We start from the raw sequence: 23432 nt of genomic DNA, 5'->3' as shown, positions 1-23432 counted from the left end.
TGAAAGGGTTCCTGGGCCGGTTTCAGGACACTTGACCGGGCCCGTGGCCCTCGCGTTCACCTCCGATTCGCCTGCCCGCCGCCCGGGCGTGGCAGCCTCCTTGCGAGGCCGGTGGCGGCGGACGGGAAAGAGGGCATCGGGCGACCATGGAGAGCGGACCGGCGATCTTCGCGGGGATGGTGTTCTGCCTGTTCGGAGGCGGATTGCTGGCCTGGACCGTGACCCGCGCGCGGCAGCACCGCCCCGTCGCCCAGGGTGTGAGTCCCGTCGCATCGGTCACCGTCGCGGGACTGGTCGCGATGATCTCCCTGGCCCTCGGCGCATGGTGCCTGACCCGCTTGTGAGAGGCGCGGAACCCTAGCAGCTCCCGGTAACCGGTAGAGCGCGCTCCGCATAAGCACGGGCGGAGTCTGGACACTCCGGGCGGCAGGAACGGTGGTAGTCGGGTTACCGTTCGAGTGGCCGTTGCGGGCTTTTCCCGTTTGACACGAGGGCGGGATGTACCGTCACACTCCGCAGCGTCACCATGACCCGACCCCGGGGGAGACCGCCTGGGGAGCCCCAAGCGTCGACCGGAGAGAAGAGCGAAGTTGTCCCCGACCAGCGAGACCGCGAAGGGCGGCCGCCGACTCGTCATCGTCGAGTCGCCTGCCAAGGCGAAGACGATCAAGGGCTACCTCGGCCCCGGCTACATCGTCGAGGCGAGCGTCGGGCACATTCGCGATCTTCCCAACGGCGCCGCCGAGGTGCCGGAGAAGTACACCGGCGAGGTCCGCCGCCTCGGTGTGGACGTCGACCACGACTTCCAGCCGATCTATGTGGTCAACGCGGACAAGCGGGCCCAGGTCAAGAAGCTCAAGGACCTCCTGAAGGAGTCCGACGAACTCTTCCTCGCCACCGATGAGGACCGCGAGGGCGAGGCCATCGCCTGGCATCTGCAGGAAGTGCTCAAGCCGAAGATCCCGGTCAAGCGGATGGTCTTCCACGAGATCACCAAGGACGCGATCCGCGCGGCCGTGGCCAACCCGCGCCAGCTCAACCAGAAGCTGGTCGACGCCCAGGAGACCCGCCGCATCCTCGACCGCCTCTACGGCTACGAGGTCTCGCCGGTCCTGTGGAAGAAGGTCATGCCCCGGCTGTCCGCCGGCCGCGTGCAGTCCGTCGCCACCAGGCTCGTGGTGGAGCGGGAACGCGAGCGCATGGCTTTTCGTTCCGCTGAGTACTGGGACCTGACGGGCACCTTCGCGACCGGCCGGGCCGGGGACGCGAGCGACCCGTCGTCCCTTGTCGCCCGCCTGCAGACCGTCGACGGGCGGCGGGTCGCGCAGGGCCGCGACTTCGACTCCCTGGGACAGCTGAAGAGCGCGAACACCCTCCACCTCGACGAGGCGAACGCCCGCGCGCTCGCCGCCGCCCTGGAGAACACGCGGTTCGCCGTGCGCTCCGTCGAGTCCAAGCCGTACCGCCGCTCGCCGTACGCCCCGTTCCGTACGACGACGCTGCAGCAGGAGGCGAGCCGCAAGCTCGGCTTCGGCGCGAAGGCCACCATGCAGGTCGCGCAGAAGCTGTACGAGAACGGCTACATCACTTACATGCGTACGGACTCGACGACCCTGAGCGAGACGGCGGTCGCCGCCGCCCGCGCCCAGGTGACGCAGCTGTACGGCGCCGACTACCTGCCCCCGCAGCCGCGCACCTACGCGGGCAAGGTCAAGAACGCGCAGGAGGCGCACGAGGCGATCCGCCCCTCGGGCGACCGTTTCCGCACGCCCGCCGAGACCGGGCTGACCGGCGACCAGTTCAAGCTCTACGAGCTGATCTGGAAGCGGACCGTCGCCTCGCAGATGAAGGACGCCACCGGCAACTCCGTCACCGTGAGGATCGGCGGCACGGCGGCCGACGGCCGGGACGTCGAGTTCAGCGCGTCCGGCAAGACGATCACCTTCCACGGCTTCCTGAAGGCGTACGTGGAAGGCGCCGACGACCCGAACGCCGAGCTCGACGACCGCGAGCGCCGGCTGCCGCAGGTCTCCGAGGGTGACGCCCTCACCGCCGAGGAGATCACGGTCGACGGGCACGCCACCAAGCCCCCGGCCCGCTACACCGAGGCGTCGCTGGTCAAGGAGCTGGAGGAGCGGGAGATCGGCCGCCCGTCGACGTACGCGTCGATCATCGGCACGATCCTCGACCGCGGCTACGTGTTCAAGAAGGGCACGGCCCTGGTGCCGTCCTTCCTCTCCTTCGCCGTGGTCAACCTGCTGGAGAAGCACTTCGGACGGCTCGTCGACTACGACTTCACCGCCCGGATGGAGGACGACCTCGACCGCATCGCGCGGGGCGAGGCGCGGGCGGTGCCGTGGCTGAAGCGGTTCTACTTCGGCGAGGGCGCGAGCAACGGTGACGCGGCCGACGCCGGCAACGGCGACGGGGACCACCTCGGCGGTCTCAAGGAACTGGTGACCGACCTGGGCGCGATCGACGCGCGCGAGGTGTCGTCGTTCCCGGTGGGCAACGACATCGTGCTGCGGGTCGGGCGCTACGGCCCGTACATCGAGCGCGGCGAGAAGGACACCGAGCAGCACCAGCGCGCCGACATCCCGGACGACCTGGCGCCGGACGAGCTGACCCTCGACCTGGCCGAGCAGCTGCTCGCCGAGCCGAGCGGCGACCGAGTCCTGGGCACCGACCCGGACACCGGTCACGACATCGTCGCCAAGAAGGGCCGCTACGGCCCGTACGTCACGGAGGTCCTCCCCGAGGGCACCCCGAAGACCGGCAAGAACGCGGTCAAGCCGCGTACGGCCTCCCTCTTCAAGTCGATGTCCCTGGACACGGTCACGCTCGACGACGCGCTGAAGCTGATGTCGCTCCCGCGTGTGGTCGGCGCCGACGCCGAGGGCCAGGAGATCACCGCGCAGAACGGCCGCTACGGGCCGTATCTGAAGAAGGGCACCGACTCGCGGTCCCTGCAGTCCGAGGACCAGCTCTTCACGATCACGCTGGAGGAGGCGCTGGCGATCTACGCCCAGCCCAAGCAGCGCGGTCGGGCCGCGGCCAAGCCGCCGCTGAAGGAGCTGGGCACCGACCCGGTCAGCGAGAAGCCGGTCGTGGTGAAGGACGGCCGCTTCGGGCCGTACGTCACCGACGGGGAGACCAACGCGACGCTGCGCTCCGGCGACAGCGTCGAGGGGATCACGCCGGAGCGCGGGTTCGAGCTGCTCGCCGAGAAGCGGGCGAAGGGCCCCGCCAAGAAGACGGCGAAGAAGACCGCGGCCAAGAAGGCGCCGGCGAAGAAGGCGCCGGCGAAGGCCACGGCCGCCAAGAAGACCGCGGCGAAGAAGACCACGACGGCGAAGAAGACCGCGGCCAAGAAGGCGACCGCCTCGAACGCGGCGGAGGACTGAGCCCTCCGGACCACGTCCGGACCTCCTGTCGATCCTTCTGTTCGGTCTTCGCCCGGGGTTCGGAATGCGAACGCCCCGACAACACTTCGATGTCGGGGCGTGAGCATGTCAGGCGCGTCGCGCCGGACTGTCGGTTCGGGCCGATAGTCTGAACGCATGACGCGAGCCGAGCAGCCAACGGCCCCTCCGCCGGCCCCCGACGACGCCCTGGTCGCGGACTCCCGCGAGCGTGCCGTCCGCGCCCTGCTGCGCCGACCGCAGCTGAAACGACTGTGGAGTGCGCAGCTCGTGGGCGGGGTCGGCGATGTCCTCGCCCTCCTGGTACTGGTCCTCCTGACCCTGCAGGCGGCGGTCGCCGAGGGAGCCTTCGGCGGGGGCTACCGGGGCGTGGCGTTCGCAGTGGCGACCGTTTTCGGGGTACGCATCCTGGCGACGCTGCTGTTCGGCGCCGTACTCCTCGGCCCGCTCGCCTCGCTCACCTCGCAGGACGGACCGCTGGACCGCCGCTGGACCATGGTCGGCGCGGACGGTCTGCGGGCCGCGCTGCTCATCGTGGCGCCGCTGTGGATCGACTGGACGCCCGAGGACGCGCTGGCCGTCCTCCTCGTCACGGCCTTCGTGACCGGTGTCGCCGAGCGGTTCTGGACGGTGTGCCGGGAGAGCGCGGCGCCCGCCCTGCTGCCCGCCCCGCCCCCGGAGGGCGCGACCGTGCGCCCGCTGCCCGACCACATGGACGCGCTGCGCCGGCTGTCGCTGCGCACGGGCTTCGTGGCGATACCGCTCGCGGCCGTCACGCTCGTCGTCGCGGCCCTCATCAACAACCTGCTCGGCACCGGGATCGACTGGTTCGGCGAACACCGGGCGGCCCTCGCCTCGTACGTCGCGGCCGGGCTGTTCGCCGCGTCGCTGTCCGTCCTGACCTTCCTGGAACTGCCCGGCACGCGCACCCCGCGTGCCCGGTCGCCGCTGGAGGGACTGCGCCGCCCGAAGAGCGCCGCAGGTTCCGACCGGGGCCGCACCGGCGCGATGCCGCTCCTGGTGTTCGCGTCCGCGTCCGTCACCGCCGCGGTGGCGGCCGCCGCCGCCGTGTCGGTGCTGCACGCCAAGGACCTGGGCGGCGGTCCCGTGCTGTACGGCCTGCTGGTGGGCGCGCTGACCGGCGGTGTCGTCATCGGCATCCGTACGGCGCCCGCCCTGCTGCCGGCCCTGTCCCGGCGCCGGCTGCTCGCGCTCGCCCTCGCCTTCACGGGCGTCGCGCTGCTGGCGGCAGGACTCGTGCCGGACGTCACCAGCGTGCTGTTGATCATGGCGCTGGCCGGTGTCGGCGCGGGCATGGCGGCCAACACCGGGCACACGCTGCTCGACCAGGAGACCGAGGACCAGCGCCGGGCCCGTACGACCGAGCACCTGCACGCCGTGGTCCGGGTCTTCGTGGCGCTCGCCGCGGTGATCGCCCCGATGGTCGCCGCGGCCATCGGACCGCACCGGCTGGAGAACGGCCGGTTCGTCTTCGCGCACGGCGGTGCCGCCTTCACACTGATGCTGGTCGGCGCGCTGCTGCTGCCGGTGGCCGCGCTGGTGCTGGCCAAGGTCGACGACCGCTCCGGCGTGCCGCTGCGGCAGGACCTGCGCGACGCGCTGCTCGGCGGCGACGACCCGGACCAGACGCCCGCCGCCTCCGGCTTCTTCATCGCCCTGGAGGGCGGCGACGGCGCGGGGAAGTCCACCCAGGCCGAGGCCCTCGCCGATTGGATCAGGGCCAAGGGCCACGAGGTCGTGCTCACCCGCGAGCCCGGGGCGACCCCGGTCGGCAAGCGGCTGCGGTCCATCCTGCTGGACGTCTCCAGCGCCGGCCTCTCGCACCGCGCGGAGGCACTGCTGTACGCCGCGGACCGCGCGGAGCACATCGACACCGTCGTACGGCCCGCCCTGGAGCGCGGCGCCGTCGTCATCACCGACCGGTACATCGACTCCTCCGTCGCCTACCAGGGCGCCGGGCGCGATCTGTCGCCGACCGAGATCGCCCGCATCAACCGCTGGGCGACCGGCGGGCTGGTCCCGAACCTGACGGTGCTGCTGGACGTGTCCCCGGAGACCGCGCGGGAGCGCTTCACCGAGGCGCCGGACCGGCTGGAGTCGGAGCCCGCCGAGTTCCACGCGCGCGTGCGGGCCGGTTTCCTCACGCTGGCCGCGGCCGACCCCGGCCGCTACCTGGTGGTCGACGCCGGCCAGGAACCGGAGGCGGTCACCACGGTGATCCGGCACCGGCTCGACCGGGTGCTGCCGCTGTCCGAGGCCGAGATCCGGGCCCGCGAGGAGGCACGCCGCAAGGCGGAGGAGGAGGCCCGCCGCAAGGCGGAGGAAGAGGCGGCCCGCAAGGCCGAGGAGGAGCGCCTGGAGCGCGAGCGCCAGGAGCAGCTCGCCCGGCTGCGCGCCGAGGAGGAGGAGCGCAAGCGGCGCGAGCTGGAGGAAGCTCAGCAGCGCGAGGCGGAACGACAGGCGGAAGAGGCCCGGCAGCGGGCCGAGGAAGCGCGCCGGCGCGCGGAGGAGGAGCGGCAGCGGCTGCTCGCCGAGGAGAAGGCGCGCGCCGAGGAGGAGGCCCGCCGCAAGGCCGAGGAGGAGCGCCGCCGGAAGCAGGCCGAGGAGGAGGCGCGGCTGCGCGCCGAGGCCGAGGCACTGCGCCTGGAGAAGCAGCGCAAGGCCGAGGAGGCGCTGCTGCGCGCGGAGCAGGCCCGGCGGCTGGCCGAACAGGCGGTGGCCGCGGCGGAGGCGGGACCGAGGACGACGGGCGCCCCCGATGCCGCCCCTCGGCGAGCGGCTGACGAAGCGGCGACCGTGCCGACGCCGGTGGTGACGCCGACGAACGCGTCGGGCGGGCCGGTCGACGAGACCGCCGTGCTGCCCCGGGTGCCGGACGAGGACGCCGGGCAGCGGTCCGGCCGGTCCGGAATGTCCGACGCCGAGGCGACGGCCGAACTGCCGAAGCCGTCGGTTCCGCCGGGCGCGGCGGACGAGACGGCGGTGCTGCCTCCGGTACGGGAGGACGGGAGGGGATCCGCGGACCGGCTGCCGCCGGGCTACTTCCGGGACGAGCGCCCGGCGAGCGGCCCCGAGGCCACCGACGGTCCCCACGACCGCACGCGCGAACTGCCCCGGATCGACGCCGAGGGCGCGCCCCACCGCCGGCAGCGTTCGGACTGGGCCGAGGAGACCCCGCTGGACGACCTGCCGACGCTGGCCGACGAGCTGCTGGGCCCGCACGACGGCGACGACGAGCAGGATGACGAGGACGAGGGCCGAGGCCGCCGGGGGCGTCGGCGCTGACTGTCCGGTCCGCGGGTGCGGGCGTTGTCGGTGCCCACCCGCACAATGGATCCGGTAAGCAGACGTGACGGAAGGACCGGCTGACCCATGACCGTGTGGGACGACCTCGTCGGGCAGGAGCGGGTGAGCGAGCGGCTCGCCGGAGCCGCCCGGGACGCCGACGCCTTCGTGACCGCCGCTGCGGCCGACGGCCCGCTTCCCGAGACGTCGAGCATGACGCACGCCTGGCTGTTCACCGGCCCGCCCGGCGCGGGAGTGACACAGACGGCGCGGGCCTTCGCCGCAGCGCTGCAGTGCGTGAGCCCCGACCGTGCCCTGGGCGGAGCCCCCGGCTGCGGCTTCTGCGACGGCTGTCACACCGCGCTGATCGGCACCCACGCGGACGTCAACACGGTGGTCGCCATGGGCGCGGAGATCCTCTACAAACACATGAAGGAGACCGTCCGCAAGTCGTTCACCTCACCCGCGAACGGTCGCTGGCAGATCATCCTCGTCGAGGAGGCCGAGCGGCTGAACGAGAAGTCCGGCAACGCCGTCCTCAAGGCCGTCGAGGAGCCCGCCCCCCGCACTGTCTGGCTGCTGTGCGCCCCCTCGATCGAGGACGTCCTGCCGACGATCCGCTCCCGCTGCCGCCACCTCAACCTGAGCACGCCGTCGGTGGCCGCCGTCGCCGACATGCTCGTCCGGCGCGAGGGCATCGAACCGGACGTCGCCGCCGCCGTCGCCCGCGCCACCCAGGGCGACGTCGACCGTGCCCGTCGCCTGGCCACCGACCCCGCCGCCCGCGCACGCCGGGCCGCCGTGCTCAAGCTGCCGCTGCGGGTCGAGGACATCGGCAGCGCGCTCAAGGCGGCCCAGGAGCTGGTCGACGTGGCGGCCGAGGACGCCAAGCAGCTCGCCGAGGAGATGGACGCCAAGGAGACCGAGGAGCTGAGGGAGGCCCTGGGCGCGGCCCAGGGCGGCCGGTTGCCACGTGGCACGGCAGGCGTCTTCAAGGATCTGGAAGCCGATCAGAAGCGTCGCAAAACGCGCACACAACGCAACACTCTCGACATCGCGCTGAGCGACCTGACCAGCTTCTACCGCGACGTCCTCGCCCTTCAGCTCGGCTCCCGCGTCGCCATCGCCAACGGCGACGCCGAGGACGTACTGGAGCGTATGGCTCGCGGCAGCTCCCCGGAGTCCACGCTCCGCCGCATCGAGGCGATCGCGGCGTGCGGCAGGGCCCTGGACCGCAATGTGGCCCCGCTGCTCGCGGTGGAGGCGATGACGATGGCCCTCAGAGCGGGCTGACCGAGGGCATCCGCCCAGTGGCTTGACGCGGTAACTCGTACGAGGCACGGCGTGCGCACAGAGCACCTGTCCCGTTGCGCACAGTTACGCTCACGGTATGCACACAAGGCGCACCCACCGCAGGACCCGCACCGGAACCGGATTCGCTCTGCTCGCCGCCGCCGCACTGCTGATCTCGGGCTGCTCCTCGGGGAACAGCCCGAGTATGGCCAGCGCGGCGGCGGGGGAAGCGGCGGCGGCCCTCGCCCCCCTGCCCCGCTCCACACCCACGGCCCTCACGCCGTACTACGAGCAGAAACCGGCCTGGCGCGACTGCGGAGTCCCCGGCTTCCAGTGCGCCACGCTGAAGGTCCCGCTCGACTACGCCGAACCGACGGCCGGTGACGTGCGCCTCGCCCTCACCCGCAAGAAGGCCACGGGCCCGGGAAAGCGGCTGGGCTCACTGCTGGTGAACCCCGGCGGCCCGGGCGGCTCGGCGGTCGGCTACGTCCAGGCGTACGCCGGGATCGGCTACCCGTCCGACGTGCGCGCCCGCTACGACATGGTGGCCGTCGACCCGCGGGGCGTCGCCCGCAGCGAACCCGTCGAGTGCCTGGACGGGCCCGGGATGGACGCGTACACGCGGACGGACATCACACCGGACGACACGAAGGAGACCGGCGCGCTGGTCGCGTCGTACAAGAAGTTCGCCGAGGGCTGCGGGGCGGACGCGCCGAAGCTGCTGCGCCATGTGTCCACCGTCGAAGCGGCCCGGGACATGGACATCGTCCGGGCCGCGCTGGGCGACGAGAAGCTGAACTACGTCGGCGCCTCGTACGGCACCTTCCTCGGCGCGACCTACGCCGGCCTGTTCCCGGACCGGGCGGGCCGTCTCGTCCTGGACGGCGCGATGGACCCCTCGCTGCCCGCGCGCCGGCTCAACCTGGAACAGACGGAGGGCTTCGACACGGCGTTCACCGCCTTCGCCGAGGACTGCGTGCGGCAGAGCGACTGCCCGCTCGGTGGCCGGGGCACCGCCCCCGAGCAGGTCGGCAAGAACCTCAAGACGTTCTTCGAGAAGCTCGACGCCCGTCCGGTCCCCACCGGTGACGCCGACGGCCGCAGGCTCACCGAGTCGCTCGCGACGATCGGCGTGATCGCCGCGATGTACGACGAGGGCGCCTGGCAACAGCTGCGCGAGGCGCTGACGGCCGCGATGAAGGAGAACGACGGCGCCGGACTCCTCCTCCTCTCCGACAGCTACTACGAACGTGACGCGAACGGTGACTACAGCAACCTGATGTTCGCCAACGCGGCGGTGAACTGCCTCGACCTCCCGCCCGCCTTCGACTCCCCGGACGAGGTGCGGCGGGCGCTCCCCGCCTTCGAGAAGGCGTCCCCGGTGTTCGGCGAGGGCCTCGCCTGGGCCTCGCTGAACTGCGCGTACTGGCCGGTGCGGGCCACGGGCGAGGCCCGGCGCATCGAGGCGAAGGGCGCGGCCCCGATCGTCGTCGTCGGCACCACCCGGGACCCGGCCACCCCGTACCGCTGGGCCGAGGCCCTGGCCGGCCAGCTCTCCTCGGCCCGCCTCCTCACCTACGAGGGCGACGGCCACACCGCCTACGGCCGGGGCAGCGCCTGCATCGACTCCGCGATCAACACCTACCTGCTCGCCGGCACCCCGCCGAAGGACGGAAAGCGCTGCTCATAGCCGGTGCGACCACCCCCGGAGGCGTCCGCTCCGGCCCGCCTCCGGGGCCGGTACGAAGCACCCTCGGAAACTGTGTAGACTTACCGACGTCGCTGATCGCACCATGGTGCCGGCAGCACGCCGCCTTAGCTCAGATGGCCAGAGCAACGCACTCGTAATGCGTAGGTCTCGGGTTCGAATCCCGAAGGCGGCTCATCGCGAACCCAGGTCACACTCCGTGTGGCCTGGGTTTTTCGTGTTCCGGGGCTGCTTGTCGCGCCTTCTGCCGGGATCGGCGTCGATCCCCTGGCTTGCCTTCCGGGAAAGTCGAGAGTTAGCTTTCCTGGTGGGAAAGTCGAAGTGGGGAGGCGATGGTCGTGAGTGTGCCGATGGACGCCGAGCGGGCCTGGAAGGACCTGCAGCGGATCCGGGTGCCGCAGGAGCGGGTGTACGACGAGGTCGAGCGGAGTGCGTTCGGTGACCCCGGCGCGACCTACGCCACGGCCGCGATCATGTGGGTCTTCCTGGCCGCTCTGGGCCTGGACCTGCCCCGGTGGGGTGTCTGGCTGGCCCTCGCCGGGTACGTCGTGCTGCTGGCCGGGGTGGCCGTGATCCACAACCGCAGGAGCCGGGTGCGGCTGCATCGCACCCGCTACGACTGGCGGACGTCCGCCGCGTTCCTCGGGGGGATGGTCGTGACCGGCGGGACGGTTCTGCTGTCCGGCCGACTGGTCGAGGCGCTGCCGTGGGGGCCGATGGCCGCCAGTGTGATCCAGGCCACGGTCTCGGCGAGCGTGTTCGTGCTCTTCGCGGTGCCGGCCAATCGCTGGGCGGTCGGCTCGTTGCGCGGTCGCGGTGAAGCGGCGGTCCGTGCGGGGGAGGGCCGATGAGCACGCCCGCCGGCTTCGACGAGCTGATCCATCCGGCCACCCGGCTGTCGGTGGTCGCGCTGCTCGCCACCACCGAGTGGGCGGACTTCGGGTTCGTCCGCGACAGCCTCTCGCTCAGTGACTCCGCTCTCTCCAAACAGCTGCACACCCTGGAAGAGGCCGGGTACCTGGAGATCCAGAAGGAGGGCGGCGGTCGCAAGCGGCGTACGAAAGTGCGGCTGACGGACCGTGGCCGCACCGCCTTCGACGGTCATGTGGCGGCGCTCCGCGCGATCGTCGAGGGAGCCGAGCGCACGGCACCGGGCGAGGCCGGGGCGGAACAAGGCCGGTCCCGGGTGGAGGCGGCGCGGTGACGGCACCCACCGCGACCGACCGACCCGTCGTCCGGGCCCGCGATCTGACCATGGCGTACGGCGATGTCACCGTCCTCCACGGCGTCGATCTGGAGATCCACCGCGGCGAGGTGTTCGCGCTGCTCGGGCCCAACGGGGCCGGTAAGACCACCACCGTGGAGATCCTGGAGGGCTTCCGACGGCGGTCCGCCGGGGAGGTCCGCGTCCTCGGCGCGGACCCGGAGCGGGGCGACGACGCCTGGCGGGGCCGTATCGGACTGGTCCTGCAGTCCTGGCGCGACCACCGCCGCTGGCGGGTCGCCGAGCTGCTGACGCACTTCGCGACGTACTACCCCCACCCGCGCGACCCGGCCGAACTGCTGGCCCTGGTCGGCCTCACCGACCAGGCCGGCCGGCAGGTGGACCGGCTGTCCGGCGGACAGCGTCGGCGGCTGGACGTCGCGCTCGGCATCGTCGGCCGCCCCGAGCTGCTGTTCCTGGACGAGCCGACCACCGGCTTCGACCCGGAGGCGCGGCACGAGTTCCACGTCCTGGTCGAACGGCTGGCCCGCGACGAAGGCGTCACCGTCCTGCTCACCACTCACGACCTGGCGGAGGCCGAGCGGCTCGCCGACCGGATCGCCATGCTGGTCGGCGGCCGGATCCGGGCCTGCGGCACTCCGGCGGAACTGGCCCGGCGGGCCGCCGCACAGGCCGAGGTCCGCTGGACGGCCGACGACGGGACGTACCGCCGCGAACGCACCGCGGACCCCTCACGGCTGGTCTGGGAACTCCACCGGGACGCGGACGGCCCGATCGCCGGCCTGGAGGTCCGCCGTCCGACGCTGGAGGACACCTATCTGCACATGGTCCATCAGAAGGACGGCACCACGGACGGGGAGGCGGCGGCCACATGAAGGACACACAGGAGGACGCACCGGGCGGGACGGGCAGCCCGCGCCGCCCCGCCCGCCCCTACTGGCGTGCCGGGTTCCTCCGCGGCGGCATCGAGCTGCGGCACCTCCTGCGCAACTCCAAGGAGATGTCCGGCCACCTGGTCAATGTGGCCGTCGCGCTGCTGGTCGTCGCCTACGTCGATGACGACGTCCCCGGCACCCGGACCCCGATGGCCCACCTGGCGCTCGCGGGATTCGCCGCCTATCTGCTGTTCCAGATCGGGCTGCTCAACCTTCCGCAGATACTCGTGACCGAGCGGGAGGAGGGCGCCCTGCTGCGGTTGCGCGCCACGCCCGGCGGGATACCGGCCTACCTCGTCGCCAAGTGCCTGCTGGTGGTCGTCACGGCGGTCGGCACCCTGGCCCTGCTCCTGGTGGCCGCGGCCCTGCTGGTGGACGGGCCGCTGCCGCAGGGGCCGGGCGGCTGGCTGACGCTGCTGTGGGTCACCACGCTGGGGCTGCTCGCCGTCGTACCGCTGGGCGCGGCCCTGGGCGCCGTCCTGCCCAATCCGCGCGAGGCGCTGGCGTTGATCATGCTGCCCGTGATGGGGCTGCTGATCACCTCCGGAACGGCGTTCCCGATCACCTCGCTGCCGGTGCCGGTCCAGCAGGTGGCCTCCGTCTTCCCGCTCAAGTGGATGGCACAGGGCCTGCGTTCGGCGCTGCTGCCGGACGCCGCGCGGGCCGCCGAGCCGGCCGGCTCCTGGGAACTGCCCATGGTCGCCCTCGTACTGACCGCCTGGGCGGTCCTCGGCTTCCTCCTCGCGGTCCCCCTCCTGCGCCGCGCCGCCCGCCGCGAGTCCGGCTCCCGCCTGTCCGCCCGCCACCGCAAGGCGGAACGGAGCGGGGCGATGCCCGCGTAGGCTCCGGCCGCCCGGACGTCGGCCCCGGCCCCGTGGAGGCCGGGGCCGCGTTGCCGGCCGGGATCCGCTCCAGGGGAACTCCCGTGGACCGGCCGGTCGACTCCGTGTGTTCCCACCGCGGTCGGGGCGGCGGACCGTGCTGGGGGGCCGGACGGAGCCGAGTGCGTGAGCGGAGTGCGCCTGCCGGGCCCGGCAGCGAGTCCCCCGACGTGGTTGACGGGCGAACGTGATCCTGTGTCGTCCTACGTTCATCTGTTTGGGGTTTGGGTGCAACCGGGTGTAATCCAGAGTTAGTTGAGTGACTCGTGAGTCGCTGGAGCAGCCGTTCGGCCCGGCGCCGTCCACCGGTGACCGGCCGGCTCGCCGTGCCGGACCGTTCTGTGGCGTAGGCGCCCCCTGACGACACCGCACCGTCCACCCCCACCATCGACAAGGAGCAGTGTTCATGCCACGTCAGCACGAACCCCCGGCCGGAGAGACGACGCCTTCCGTGGCCGTCCGCCGTGCGGTTTCCGTGCCCGCGCCGGGCAAGGACCCCGGCGCGGACCTGAGACCGCGTACGCCAGAGCCTGCCCCCGCTCCTGCTCCTGCCACTGCCACTGCCCCCGAACCCGACTCCGCTGCCGGTCCGGACGCCTCGGTACCGGCAGCGTCGTCCCCCGAGCCCGTCTCCGAGCCCGCCCCCGAGTCCGCCTCTGAGCCCGCCCCCGGACGGCGCACCGGATGGCGCTTCCGGTCCGCCGCCGCGGAACCGGCGGCCGTCGAGGAGGGGCGGCGGCAGGAAGAACGACAGCGGCGGCAGGAAGAACGACAGCGGCGGCAGACGGCGGAGTCCGACGGAGCGGAATCCGAAGCGGCGGCGGCCGGTGCGCTCCTGGCCGGGAAGGGCGACGGCGCGGGCGACGCGAACGCGAGCACGGCCGCTGACGAGTCGGCGCCGGGGCGCCTGCGCGGCCCCATGGTCGCCGCGGCCGCCCTCGTGGGCGCGGTACTGATCTGCGTACCCCTCCTGGTGCTTGCCCTGAGCGGCGACGACGAGCGCACGGTCGAGACGGCACCCGTCGGTGGGACGACCCTCGACCCCGGTACGTCCGACGACCTCCCGGCCGTCGACTACCAGGCCGAATCCCCGTCACCCTCGGCGTCGTCGAGCAGCCCCGAGGTGAAGTCCGACGCCCGGGCCACGTCCGGGCCGCTGCCCTCCGTCTCGGTCACCGCGGACGTCGAGGAGAAGGCGGCTCCCCGGTCCGACACCAAGAAGACGGCCGAGGGCAAGGCCACGCCGAAGGCGGAGAAGCCCCCCGCGATCACCGCCCGGCAACTGGCCAACGCCCTCTCCACCCGGGTCAACGCGCAGCTGAAGAACGTCGCGACCGGCAAGTGCGCCGACCTGCCCTACTTCGACAAGGGTTCGGTCGACGGCCCGGTGAGCCAGTTCAACTGCCGGCCCACCACCCAGGACAACCAGCTCTGGGACCTGGAGGTGGCCGACGCGGACGGCGGGCCCCAGGGATCGAGCCTGTTCGTCATCAAGAACCGTAAGGACGGGATGTGCATGGACCTGCCCAACTACGGCAGTGTCGCAGCCGGGACCAAGGTCACCGAGTACCACTGCAGGCCGAGCGCGGACAACCAGCTCTGGTGGCTGGACCCGCAGTCGGGGGGCTACCGGATCCGCAACGCCGCGAGCGACCTGTGCATGAGTGTGGTCGGCGGCGGTTCCGCCGGGAACGACGCCAGGCTTCAGGTGGTGCGTTGCGGCTCGGGGTCGAGTGCGCTGCGCTGGTCCGTCGTCTCCGTCGTCAAGCCCTCCTGAACGGGACCTCCGCTCCCCTCCTGCTTCCCCGCCCCCGGCCCGCCCGGTGAACACCGTTCCGCCCCGCTCCGTAGGAGAACGTGCGCCACGCGACGCGGCACGGAGGCGTCCGCGCGGCCTACCGCGGGAGGCCATGGCGTGAACGGCTAGCATCGCGGACGCAGTCGTCGGCCGGGATGGTGAGGTGAGGACGTGGAGACGCCGAGGATCGCCGTCGCCGTGGTGACCATGGGGAACCGGCCGGTCGAGGTGGACGCGTTGCTGGAGTCCGTGGCCAAGCAGGACCTCCCGCCCGCGCGGATCGTGATCGTGGGCAACGGCTGCCCGCTGCCCGAGTTCGCCCGGCGGCTGTCGCTCCCCGGTGAGGTCACCGCCGTGGAGCTGGAGGAGAACCTCGGCTGCCCCGGCGGGCGGAACGCGGCGATCGCGCGGCTGCGGGAGTTCGGGGACGTGGACGTCGTCGTCGAGCTGGACGACGACGGGCTGCTCGTCGACGCCGATGTGCTGCGCCGCGTAGGGGAGTTGTACGCCGCCGACGAGCGGCTCGGGGTCGTCGGGTTCCGGATCGCCGACGAACTGGGGGAGACCCAGCAGCGGCATGTGCCCCGGGTCGGGAAGTCGGATCCGATGCGCGGCGGGTACGTCACCGGGTTCCTCGGGGGCGGGCACGCGCTGCGGATGGCGATGCTGGACGAGATCGGCGACTGGCCCGCCGCGTTCTTCTTCGCGCACGAGGAGACCGACCTCGCCTGGCGGGCCGTCGACGCCGGGTGGCGGATCCTCTACGCGCCCGAACTGCTGCTCCAGCACCCGAAGACCTCGCCGGCCAGGCACGCCATCTACTACCGGGTGAACGCCCGGAACCGGGTGTGGCTGGCCCGGCGGCGGCTGCCGCTCCTGCTCGTCCCCGTCCATCTCGGGGTGTGGATGCTGCTCACCGTGGTGCGGAACCGGTCGGCCAGCGGGTTGCGGGCCTGGTTCGGCGGATTCACGGAAGGGCTGCGGGAGCCGGCCGGGGAGCGGCGGGCCATGAGCTGGCGGACGGTGTGGCGGCTCACCCGGCTCGGACGGCCACCGGTCATCTGACCCGACGGGCCACCGGTCGTCCGACCCGACCGGCCACCGGTCGTCCGACCCGACGTGCAGAACGACGAGGGGGCCGGCCGGCGACCTGATCATTTGGCGTCCGCGTAGCACTCCACCACCGCCGTCGTGAACGGGAACCGCACCGGTGTCTCCCCGAAGGTCAGCCGTCCGGCCAGATCCGAGGCCCGCCGGATCGCCGCCACCACGGTCTCCGCCTCCTCCTCGGGACAGTGCACGATCACCTCGTCGTGCTGGAAGAAGACCAGCTCGGCCGCCATGTCGCTCAGGGTCTGCCGCAGCGCGGCGAGCAGCAGCAGGGCCCAGTCAGCGGCGCTGCCCTGGACGACGAAGTTGCGGGCGAAGCGGCCACGGGCGCGGGCGTCGGTCGAGGCGTAGCCCGGAACCCACGGGCGGGCAGCGGACTCCTGGTCCTCCTCGGCGACCGGGATGCCCGCCTCCTCCGTCGCGTCGTCCGTCGTACGGGCGGCCGGCGGGCAGGTGCGGCCCAGCCAGGTCCGTACGAGCCGGCCCTCCTCGCCCGCGCGGGCGGCCTCGTCGACGTAGGCCACCGCCCTGGGGAAGCGGCGGCGGAGCGCGGCGAGGTTCTTCAGGCCGTCGCCGGAGGTCTGGCCGTAGACCGCGCCGAGGACGGCGAGCTTGGCCTGGGCGCGGTCGCCGGAGAAGGCGCGGTCGGACACCGACTGGTACAGGTCGGTCTCCCGGCCGGCCACCTCCATCAGCCCGGGGTCACGGGAGATCGCCGCCAGTACGCGCGGCTCCATCTGGTCGGCGTCGGCGACGACGAGCCGCCAGCCGGGGTCGGCGACGGCCGCGCGGCGGATCACCTTGGGGATCTGCAGCGCGCCCCCGCCGTTGGTCACCCAGCGGCCGGTCACCGTCCCGCCCGCGAGGAACTCCGGCCGGAACCGGCCGTCGCGCACCCAGTCCTGGAGCCAGGACCAGCCGTGGGCGACCCAGATCCGGTACAGCTTCTTGTACTCGACCAGCGGTCCGACGGCCGGGTGGTCGACGGACTCGATCTCCCAGCGGCGGGTCGAGGTGATCCTGACGCCGGCCTGCGTGAAGGCCTTCACCACATCGGCGGGCAGGTCGGGCCGGACCCGGCGGCCGAAGGCGGCGGACACCTCGTCGGCGAGCTCGGCGAGCCGGCGTGGCTCGCCGCCGCCCGCGTACCGCTCGCCGAGCAGGTCGTGCAGCACCGCGCGGTGCACGTCGGCCCGCCAGGGCAGTCCCGCGCGGTTCATCTCGGCGGCCACCAGCGTCCCCGCCGACTCGGCGGCCGTCAGCAGCCGCATCCGGTCCGGGTGCGCGGTCGCGTCGGTCCGCCGCTGCTGTTCGGCGTAGACCGCGAGGAGGTCCGTCAGCGGCAGCCGGACGCCCTGGGGTTCGAAGAGGGAGGACTGGGCGCCCGGTTCGGCCTGGCGCTGCGGTGGATCGGGCGGTACGGGGCCGCCGCGCAGCCGGGCCAGCGCCGCCGCGGCCGAACGGGGTTCCCCGTACCGCCCCTCGTGGCCGAGGAGGAGCGTCTCGGCGACCTCGATGTCGTAGGCCCGCTCCACTCGCACCCCCGTGGCGAGCAGGCGCGGGTAGACCTCGGCGGTGGACCGCCACACCCACCGCGTGACACCGGGACGGCTCCGGACGGCCTCGGCGAGGTCCGCCTCCCGCAGCACCGGACCGGCGGGCAGCCCGTCCGGACCGAGGGGAGCGACGTCCACGCCACCTTCCTCGGCCGGAGCGAGTGCCCACCGGTCGGCCATGCTGCGAGTGTGGCAGGGGGGTCTGACAACGGCCTTCCGATCGGTCGACCTTCCGATCGGTCGACCTTCCGATCGGCCGGCCCCTGATCGGCCTCCTGGGGCTCAGCCCTCCCGCGCGGCCTCGCTCCCGCTCTCGCCCTCCGTCCGGGTCTCGACGTACTGCGCCAGCATGTCGGCGACGTACCGCTCGGTGGCGGTCTTGTCGACGCCGAGGCCGCTGAGGAGGCCCTTGCCGTTCTCGTGCTCCAGCAGGGCGAGCAGGATGTGCTCGGTGCCGATGTAGTTGTGGCCGAGACGGAGGGCCTCGCGGAAGGTGAGTTCCAGGACCTTCTTGGCCGCCGGGCCGTACGGCACCAGCTCGGGGGCGTCCTCGACGGCCGGCGGGAGCGCCGCGCGGGCGGCCTCGCGGACCGCGTCCACGGTGACGCCCTGCTCGGTGATCGCCTTCACGGCGAGCCCCTGGGGTTCGACCAGCAGACCCAGGACCAGGTGCTCGGGCAGGCCCTCGGCGTTGCGCGCGGCCTGCGCCTCGTTGTGCGCGGCCATGACCGTGTTGCGGGCGCGGGGCGTGTAGCGGTTGAAGCCCTGGCTCGGGTCGAGGTCGTTGCCCTCCTTGGGCACGAACCGCTTCTGGGCCGCCTGCCGGGTGACGCCCATGCTCTTGCCGATGTCCGTCCAGGAGGCGCCCGAACGCCGGGCCTGGTCCACGAAGTGGCCGATCAGGTGGTCGGCCACGTCGCCGAGGTGCTCACCGGCGAGCACCGCGTCCTGGAGCTGTTCCAGGGGTTCCTCGTGGACCTTCTTGATGGCCGCGATGAGGTCGTCGAGACGTACGGATGACTTGATGGCGGGGTTCGTCGTCATGTGTCAACCGTAGGTTGACAGTCAGAGGGTGTCAACCCGAAGTTGACACTTCCGGGTGAATCTCCGGAACATGGCACGATCGGTCCGTGAGTACGTCCAGCACCGTCGACCGCGCCTTCCGTGCCGCCCTCTACGACACCGGCGACACCGCCCTGGACACCGGCGCGTCCCTGCTCGCCGCCGACCCGGCGGCCGACGCCGAACTCGCCCGGCGGGGGCAGGAGTTCGTGGCGACCGCCTGGCGGCGCGGCTGGCAGCCCGCCGATGTCGTACGGATCGTCCGGCGCGAGCTGGACGACGTCCACGTACGGCTCGTCTCCGCGCTGATCCGCGCGCAGGCACCGCGCGACGACCGGCCGCGCGGACCCCGGTGGAAGGCCCAGCTGGACGAGCTCGGGGCGGACGACGTCCCGCGCGGTGACCGTTTCCCGTACGCCACGGCCGTCCTGGAGCTGTACCGCCTGCTGCTGCGCCTGCCCGCCCTCGAGCCCCTCGACGAGACGGCCGCCCCGGACCCACGGGACCGGCGGCCGGAGTCCCGCGTGCTCGGCCGCATCCGCGCGCTGCTGGCCAAGGCGGAGGCGACCGGGTTCCCGGACGAGGCGGAGGCGCTCAGCGCCAAGGCGCAGGAGCTGATGGCGCGGCACAGCGTCGACGAGGCGCTGCTCGCCGCGCGGGAGCCCTCGGCCCAGGCGCCGGGCGCCTGCCGGATCGGGGTGGAGCCGCCGTACGAGCAGGCCAAGGCGGTGCTGCTGGACGCGGTCGCCGGCGCGAACCACTGCCGGGCCGTGTGGAACGAACCGCTCGGCTTCTCCACCGTGGTCGGCTTCGCCTCCGACCTGGAGGCGGTGGAACTCCTCTACACCTCACTGCTGGTGCAGGCCACCACGGCGATGACCAGGGCGGAGGCCGCACAGCGGGCGGGCGGGCGCAAGCGGACCAAAACCTTCCGACAGTCCTTCCTCGCCGCCTACGCGCACCGCGTGGGCACGCGTCTCGCGGCCGTCGCCGAGACCCAGGTGAGCGACGATCTGCTCCCGGTGCTCGCCTCCCGCGCGGTGGCGGTCACCGAGCGGACGGACCGGCTGTTCCCGGAGACGACGACCACCCGGCTGCGCGGCGTGAGCGACGCGGCGGGCTGGGAGGAGGGTGCCCGCGCGGCGGACGACGCACAGGTCAGGGCGCGTCCGCACCTTCCCCGGGAGTTCTAGTCGCCCGCCTGCTGGTAGGCGCCGACGGAGATCTTGTGGCTGCCCTGGCCGGCGGACGCGACCGGGCCGTACGTCCAGGGGAAGGCCCGGATGACGGAGCTGCTCGTGTCGCCGGGCAGCTCGACCCGCAGTTTCTCGGCGTTGAAGGCGCCGTCGCGGGGCGTGCCGCGTTCGTAGGTGAGGGTGAAGGACGCGGACTCGCCCTTGGCCAGGGTCAGTTTCTGCGCCTTGGCGCCCTCGGCCGGCGGCGCATTGAGGGTGGCGGAATCGCTGATCCCTACCAGGGCCGCCTTCGGGAAGCCGTCCAGGGTGCAGGCGGCGCTCTGATTGGTGAGGACGACGGGAACCTCACCGGTGTCCCCGGCGGCCGGCGCGGCGCTCGCGGGCCCGACCTCCACGCTCACCGTGTCGACCGAGCAGGCGGTGCTCTCCCGCTTCCCGTCGCCGTCCTCGTCGCCGCCCGCGCCGGCGCAGGCGGTCAGCAGGAGGAGCGCGGCAAGGGCGGCGGGGACGGCGATCGGCGTGGTGCGCATGAGTGATCCTCTGGGGTTTCGTGGAGGTGCCCACCGGTCATCATCACGCATCCGTCACCGGTCCGCCCCGCGGACAGGCGCTAGGAGCCCAGCCCTTCCGTGGGCAGCCCCGTCGGGAAGGAGCTGCCTTCGGCCTTGGTGTACGTCTCGGTGCCGAGGGCGCCCTCCCAGGTGACCTCCAGGGAGTCCTCGCCGACGGAGCCGACCGTGCCGTTCGCCCGCTCCTCGGCGCCGTCGCCGCACTTCAGGCGGATCGAGTGGGTCCCGGCCCGCTCCCGCGCGGTGCCGCTGCACACGGTGCCGCCCGTGGCGAAGAGTGCGGCGTCCCCGCCGTTGACCATCAGGACCACGGCCTTGCCGTCGGCCGTGGTGAGCCAGCTTCCCTCCAGCTCGCTCGCCGGGGCCGCGCTCGCGCCGGAGCCCCCGGTGCCGCCGCCGGAGTCCGCGGTCGCCGTGGTGGACGGGGTGGGGCCGGCCGTGGAGTCGTCCGAGCCGTCGGAGCCGCCCCCACCGCACGCGGTCAGCACGAGCGTGCCGGTCAGCCCCACGGCCACGGCCACGGCCGCGACCCGAGCGCGCCGGGAGTGCGACCCGCGCGATGACGGCGATGCGGGCTGGTACGTCACCGAAGCCTCCGAAGTCACTGCGAGCCCCCTGGCTGTGGCCGGCCCCGTCGGCCGGACGACAGCCGCCAGCTAACAGGACCCACCGGCACCTCACCAGCCTCCGTGACACACCTCGCACCGCATGTTCACGGCGGATCGGTGGGCCGGCGCGCACGGGAACGACGCCCACGGAACGCGGAGGACACACAAGGGAACACGGTGGAACACAAAGGCCCCCGCGTGCGTCTCTTAGGAAGCGGGGTTCGGTAAAACGTCCGTCAAAGCGGGCACCACTCGGCCGTCAAGGCTGTAACCGCGGGAACACCCCGCGTGCACGTGCATTTGCTCAAGCATCTGCACGTGAACAAAGCTATGATCCCGGTCAGTTGACCACTGCATCAATGGCCACACCAGCCAGTGCACCAGCGGGGAGCGACCTGTGGACCACGACGTGTACGACGGTGACGTGTACGACGGTGCCGACGCGTCCGGCGCGTACAACGGCATGGCGGCCACCGGGCTGGACGGTGTGGTCTGGCAGAAGAGCCGGCACAGCAACTCGCAGGGGTCCTGCGTGGAGTTCGCCCGGCTGCCCGGCGGAGAGGTGGCCGTGCGCAACTCCCGCTTCCCCGACGGTCCCGCGCTCGTCTACACCCGCGCGGAGATCGAGGCCATGCTGCTGGGCGTGAAGGACGGCGAGTTCGACCACCTGGTGGCCGGCTGACCGATGGCGCCGGGCGCTCCGGAAGGGACCGGAGTGGCTCAGGAGCCGCCAACGCGCGTAGAACCGCGGCGCCCGGAAGCGCCGCGGTTCGTCATGAGCCGGGACAGGGGTGGCCGGCGGGGCGCGGGAGCCGGAACAGGGCCCAGACCACCTTGCCGCTCGGCGCGCCGGTCATCGGGTGCCAGCCCCAGCTGTCGCTGAAGGACTCGACCAGGAACAGCCCCCGGCCCGACTCGGCGGAGAAGTCGTCCGACTCGCGGGTGACGGGGCTGTCGTCGCTGGGGTCGCGCACCGCGCACACCAGTCGCTCGGTCCACCGCATCAGGTGCAGCCGTACCGGCAGGTCCGGTGCCGTCGGCCGCGGGGCGCCGGCCGGCAGACCGTGCCGCAGGGCGTTGGTGACCAGCTCGGAGACGACCAGGCACACGTCGTCGAAACGGTCGCCCAGGTTCCACTGGTCGAGGGTCTTGCGGGTGAACTGCCGGGCCTCGCGGACCGCTTCGTAGCGGGCGGGGAGGGCACAGGAAGCGGCGTCGGACGCGGCCGCGAGGTTCAGCGGCGGAAGGCCCTGCCGTAACGGCTCGAGCATGGTCGATCCATTCGTCCCCATGCGAGGCACTCCCGGGAATTCGCGGTCGTAGCGAGGCTGCGGTGGTGCGGAGACCATGGTTTCGGATGCGTACAGCAGATGCAAGGGCAGATGCACGTGCAGCTGACCGAAATCGTCCCTGCCGTACTGGTTTGTTGGCCAATTTTTCCGTCATCTTCCCGTCCGCTTCCGGCTGTTCCCATGCCTCCTCGTTGCTCCTTCCTTCTCCCCCCGTGCCCGTTCCGTGCTCCTTCCCGGCCGGCACCCTCGGCCGGATTCCGTTTCCGTAACCGGGCGAGTACTGCTCGAAGTGTTTTAGTGGCAGACTGCGGGCCCTGAAGACGTTGGGGAGGCTGGCGAACGTGAGCGCGGGAGAGCCGGGATCGGTGGTGCGGCGCATGCTGCTCGGATCACAACTGCGGCGACTGCGTGAGGCGCGGGGGATCACGCGTGAGGCGGCGGGCTATTCGATCCGCGCCTCCGAATCGAAGATCAGCCGGATGGAGTTGGGCCGGGTGAGCTTCAAGACCAGGGATGTCGAGGATCTGCTGACGCTGTACGGCATCACGGACGAGCAGGAGCGCCTGTCGCTGGTCTCCCTCGCCAAGGAGGCCAACGTGGCGGGCTGGTGGCACAGTTACTCGGACGTGCTGCCGAGCTGGTTCCCCACGTACGTGGGTCTGGAGGGCGCCGCCTCGCTGATCCGGGCGTACGAGGTGCAGTTCGTGCACGGCCTGCTGCAGACCGAGGAGTACGCCCGCGCGGTGGTGCGGCGCGGCATGAAGGGGGCGAGCGAGGAGGACGTCGAACGGCGGGTGACGCTGCGCCTGGAGCGGCAGAAGTACCTGGTCTCGGAGAACGCCCCCGAGTTCCACGTCGTCCTCGACGAGGCCGCCCTGCGCCGGCCGTACGGCGACCGCGCGGTGATGCGCGGCCAGCTCCAGCACCTCATCGACGTCTCCGAGCGGCCCAACGTCCGGCTGCAGGTCGTGCCGTTCAGCCTCGGCGGGCACTCCGGCGAGTCGGGCGCGTTCACCATCCTCAGCTTCCCCGAGTCCGACCTGTCGGACGTCGTGTACCTGGAGCAGCTGACCAGCGCGCTGTATCTCGACAAGGCCGAGGACGTGGCCCAGTACGAGAAGGCGCTCAAGGAGCTCCAGCACGACAGCCCGGGCCCCGCGGAGAGCCGGGACCTCCTGCGGGGGCTGCTGCACATGTCCTGAGCACACCGCAACTCACATGAAACACAAGTACGATGACGTGCGATCAGACCATGCAGTCGATCAGTGCTCCGCTGATGCAGCAAGGGATCGAGGGATCACATGTCGTCGTACTTCACCGACCTGGCTCAGCAGTACATCGACGGTGAATGGCGCCCGGGCACCGGCTCCTGGGACATCATCGACTTCAACCCGTACGACGACGAGAAGCTCGCGTCGATCACGATAGCCACGGTCGACGAGGTCGATCAGGCGTACCGGGCGGCCGCCCG

At 72.3% G+C, this 23432-nt stretch carries 19 protein-coding genes, 1 tRNA gene and 1 pseudogene; 16 read left to right on the top strand and 5 right to left on the bottom strand.

Features of this window, described 5'->3' with window-relative positions:
* The first annotated feature begins 146 nt into the window (after positions 1 to 146).
* The 12 genes from KUM38_RS04500 to KUM38_RS04445 all read left to right on the top strand — a co-directional run bounded on the left by KUM38_RS04500 (position 147) and on the right by KUM38_RS04445 (position 15633).
* Complete coding sequence (locus tag KUM38_RS04500; protein WP_217127964.1) at positions 147 to 344, top strand: hypothetical protein; 198 nt, start codon at positions 147 to 149, stop codon at positions 342 to 344.
* A gap of 246 nt (positions 345 to 590) precedes the next feature.
* Complete coding sequence (gene topA, locus KUM38_RS04495; protein WP_217127963.1) at positions 591 to 3404, top strand: type I DNA topoisomerase; 2814 nt, start codon at positions 591 to 593, stop codon at positions 3402 to 3404.
* Between the two features lie 156 nt (positions 3405 to 3560).
* Entirely contained in the window at positions 3561 to 6728 is a 3168-nt protein-coding gene (tmk, locus tag KUM38_RS04490) for a dTMP kinase (protein ID WP_217127962.1), read from the top strand.
* 87 nt (positions 6729 to 6815) lie between these two features.
* Positions 6816 to 8021, top strand: coding sequence for a DNA polymerase III subunit delta' (locus KUM38_RS04485; protein WP_217127961.1), 1206 nt, complete (start codon positions 6816 to 6818; stop codon positions 8019 to 8021).
* 97 nt (positions 8022 to 8118) lie between these two features.
* Positions 8119 to 9711 (top strand): alpha/beta hydrolase, encoded by a 1593-nt coding sequence (locus KUM38_RS04480; protein WP_217127960.1) that lies wholly within the window; start codon positions 8119 to 8121, stop codon positions 9709 to 9711.
* A 119-nt stretch (positions 9712 to 9830) separates the two neighbouring features.
* Positions 9831 to 9904, top strand: a tRNA-Thr gene (locus KUM38_RS04475).
* A gap of 157 nt (positions 9905 to 10061) precedes the next feature.
* Positions 10062 to 10580: a hypothetical protein gene (locus tag KUM38_RS04470; RefSeq protein WP_254396685.1), complete on the top strand. Its 519-nt coding sequence runs from the start codon at positions 10062 to 10064 to the stop codon at positions 10578 to 10580.
* Positions 10577 to 10933, top strand: a complete 357-nt coding sequence (locus KUM38_RS04465; protein WP_217127959.1) for a transcriptional regulator — start codon at positions 10577 to 10579, stop codon at positions 10931 to 10933. Before KUM38_RS04470 ends, KUM38_RS04465 begins: the two co-directional genes overlap by 4 nt.
* Positions 10934 to 10983: 50 nt before the next feature.
* Positions 10984 to 11829 (top strand): ABC transporter ATP-binding protein, encoded by an 846-nt coding sequence (locus tag KUM38_RS04460; protein ID WP_217127999.1) that lies wholly within the window; start codon positions 10984 to 10986, stop codon positions 11827 to 11829.
* A complete protein-coding gene (locus tag KUM38_RS04455) occupies positions 11826 to 12731 on the top strand; it encodes an ABC transporter permease (RefSeq protein WP_217127958.1) in 906 nt (301 codons plus the stop codon). Before KUM38_RS04460 ends, KUM38_RS04455 begins: the two co-directional genes overlap by 4 nt.
* 445 nt (positions 12732 to 13176) lie before the next feature.
* Positions 13177 to 14547: an RICIN domain-containing protein gene (locus KUM38_RS04450; protein ID WP_217127957.1), complete on the top strand. Its 1371-nt coding sequence runs from the start codon at positions 13177 to 13179 to the stop codon at positions 14545 to 14547.
* Positions 14548 to 14739: 192 nt separating this feature from the next.
* Positions 14740 to 15633, top strand: coding sequence for a glycosyltransferase family 2 protein (locus KUM38_RS04445; protein WP_217127956.1), 894 nt, complete (start codon positions 14740 to 14742; stop codon positions 15631 to 15633).
* A gap of 89 nt (positions 15634 to 15722) precedes the next feature.
* Here the strand turns inward: KUM38_RS04445 and KUM38_RS04440 are convergent, their stop codons facing one another.
* On the bottom strand, positions 15723 to 17414 hold the full coding sequence (locus tag KUM38_RS04440; protein ID WP_217127955.1) for a bifunctional 3'-5' exonuclease/DNA polymerase: 1692 nt from the start codon (positions 17412 to 17414) through the stop codon (positions 15723 to 15725).
* Positions 17415 to 17516: 102 nt separating this feature from the next.
* Positions 17517 to 18278: a Clp protease N-terminal domain-containing protein gene (locus KUM38_RS04435; RefSeq protein ID WP_217127954.1), complete on the bottom strand. Its 762-nt coding sequence runs from the start codon at positions 18276 to 18278 to the stop codon at positions 17517 to 17519.
* Positions 18279 to 18364: 86 nt separating this feature from the next.
* Between KUM38_RS04435 and KUM38_RS04430 the strand changes: the two genes are divergently transcribed.
* Complete coding sequence (locus KUM38_RS04430) at positions 18365 to 19489, top strand: DUF2786 domain-containing protein (RefSeq protein WP_217127953.1); 1125 nt, start codon at positions 18365 to 18367, stop codon at positions 19487 to 19489.
* On the opposite strand, the gene KUM38_RS04425 is transcribed toward KUM38_RS04430, so the two are convergent.
* Both KUM38_RS04425 and KUM38_RS04420 read right to left on the bottom strand, forming a co-directional pair.
* Entirely contained in the window at positions 19486 to 20022 is a 537-nt protein-coding gene (locus KUM38_RS04425; protein ID WP_217127952.1) for a DUF4232 domain-containing protein, read from the bottom strand. The genes KUM38_RS04430 and KUM38_RS04425 overlap by 4 nt on opposite strands.
* An 80-nt stretch (positions 20023 to 20102) precedes the next feature.
* A complete protein-coding gene (locus KUM38_RS04420; protein ID WP_308408898.1) occupies positions 20103 to 20582 on the bottom strand; it encodes a hypothetical protein in 480 nt (159 codons plus the stop codon).
* A 484-nt stretch (positions 20583 to 21066) separates the two neighbouring features.
* On the opposite strand from KUM38_RS04420, the gene KUM38_RS04415 reads away from it, so the two are divergent.
* Positions 21067 to 21351, top strand: coding sequence for a DUF397 domain-containing protein (locus KUM38_RS04415; RefSeq protein ID WP_217127950.1), 285 nt, complete (start codon positions 21067 to 21069; stop codon positions 21349 to 21351).
* 91 nt (positions 21352 to 21442) lie between these two features.
* On the opposite strand, the gene KUM38_RS04410 is transcribed toward KUM38_RS04415, so the two are convergent.
* Complete coding sequence (locus KUM38_RS04410) at positions 21443 to 21940, bottom strand: ATP-binding protein (RefSeq protein ID WP_254396684.1); 498 nt, start codon at positions 21938 to 21940, stop codon at positions 21443 to 21445.
* Positions 21941 to 22338: 398 nt separating this feature from the next.
* Here KUM38_RS04410 and KUM38_RS04405 point away from each other — a divergent pair, with 398 nt between their 5' ends.
* Together KUM38_RS04405 and KUM38_RS04400 are read left to right on the top strand one after the other, a co-directional pair.
* A complete protein-coding gene (locus KUM38_RS04405) occupies positions 22339 to 23163 on the top strand; it encodes a helix-turn-helix transcriptional regulator (RefSeq protein WP_217127998.1) in 825 nt (274 codons plus the stop codon).
* 99 nt (positions 23164 to 23262) lie between these two features.
* Positions 23263 to 23432: pseudogene (locus tag KUM38_RS04400) on the top strand (aldehyde dehydrogenase); the annotation flags it as partial.

Origin of the sequence: Streptomyces sp. AC558_RSS880 (genome assembly GCF_019049255.1) — a bacterium.
Classification (GTDB): Bacteria; Actinomycetota; Actinomycetes; order Streptomycetales; family Streptomycetaceae; genus Streptomyces.
Note: the sequence above shows the minus strand (reverse complement) of the source record. Positions and strands in the feature narration are given on the sequence as shown.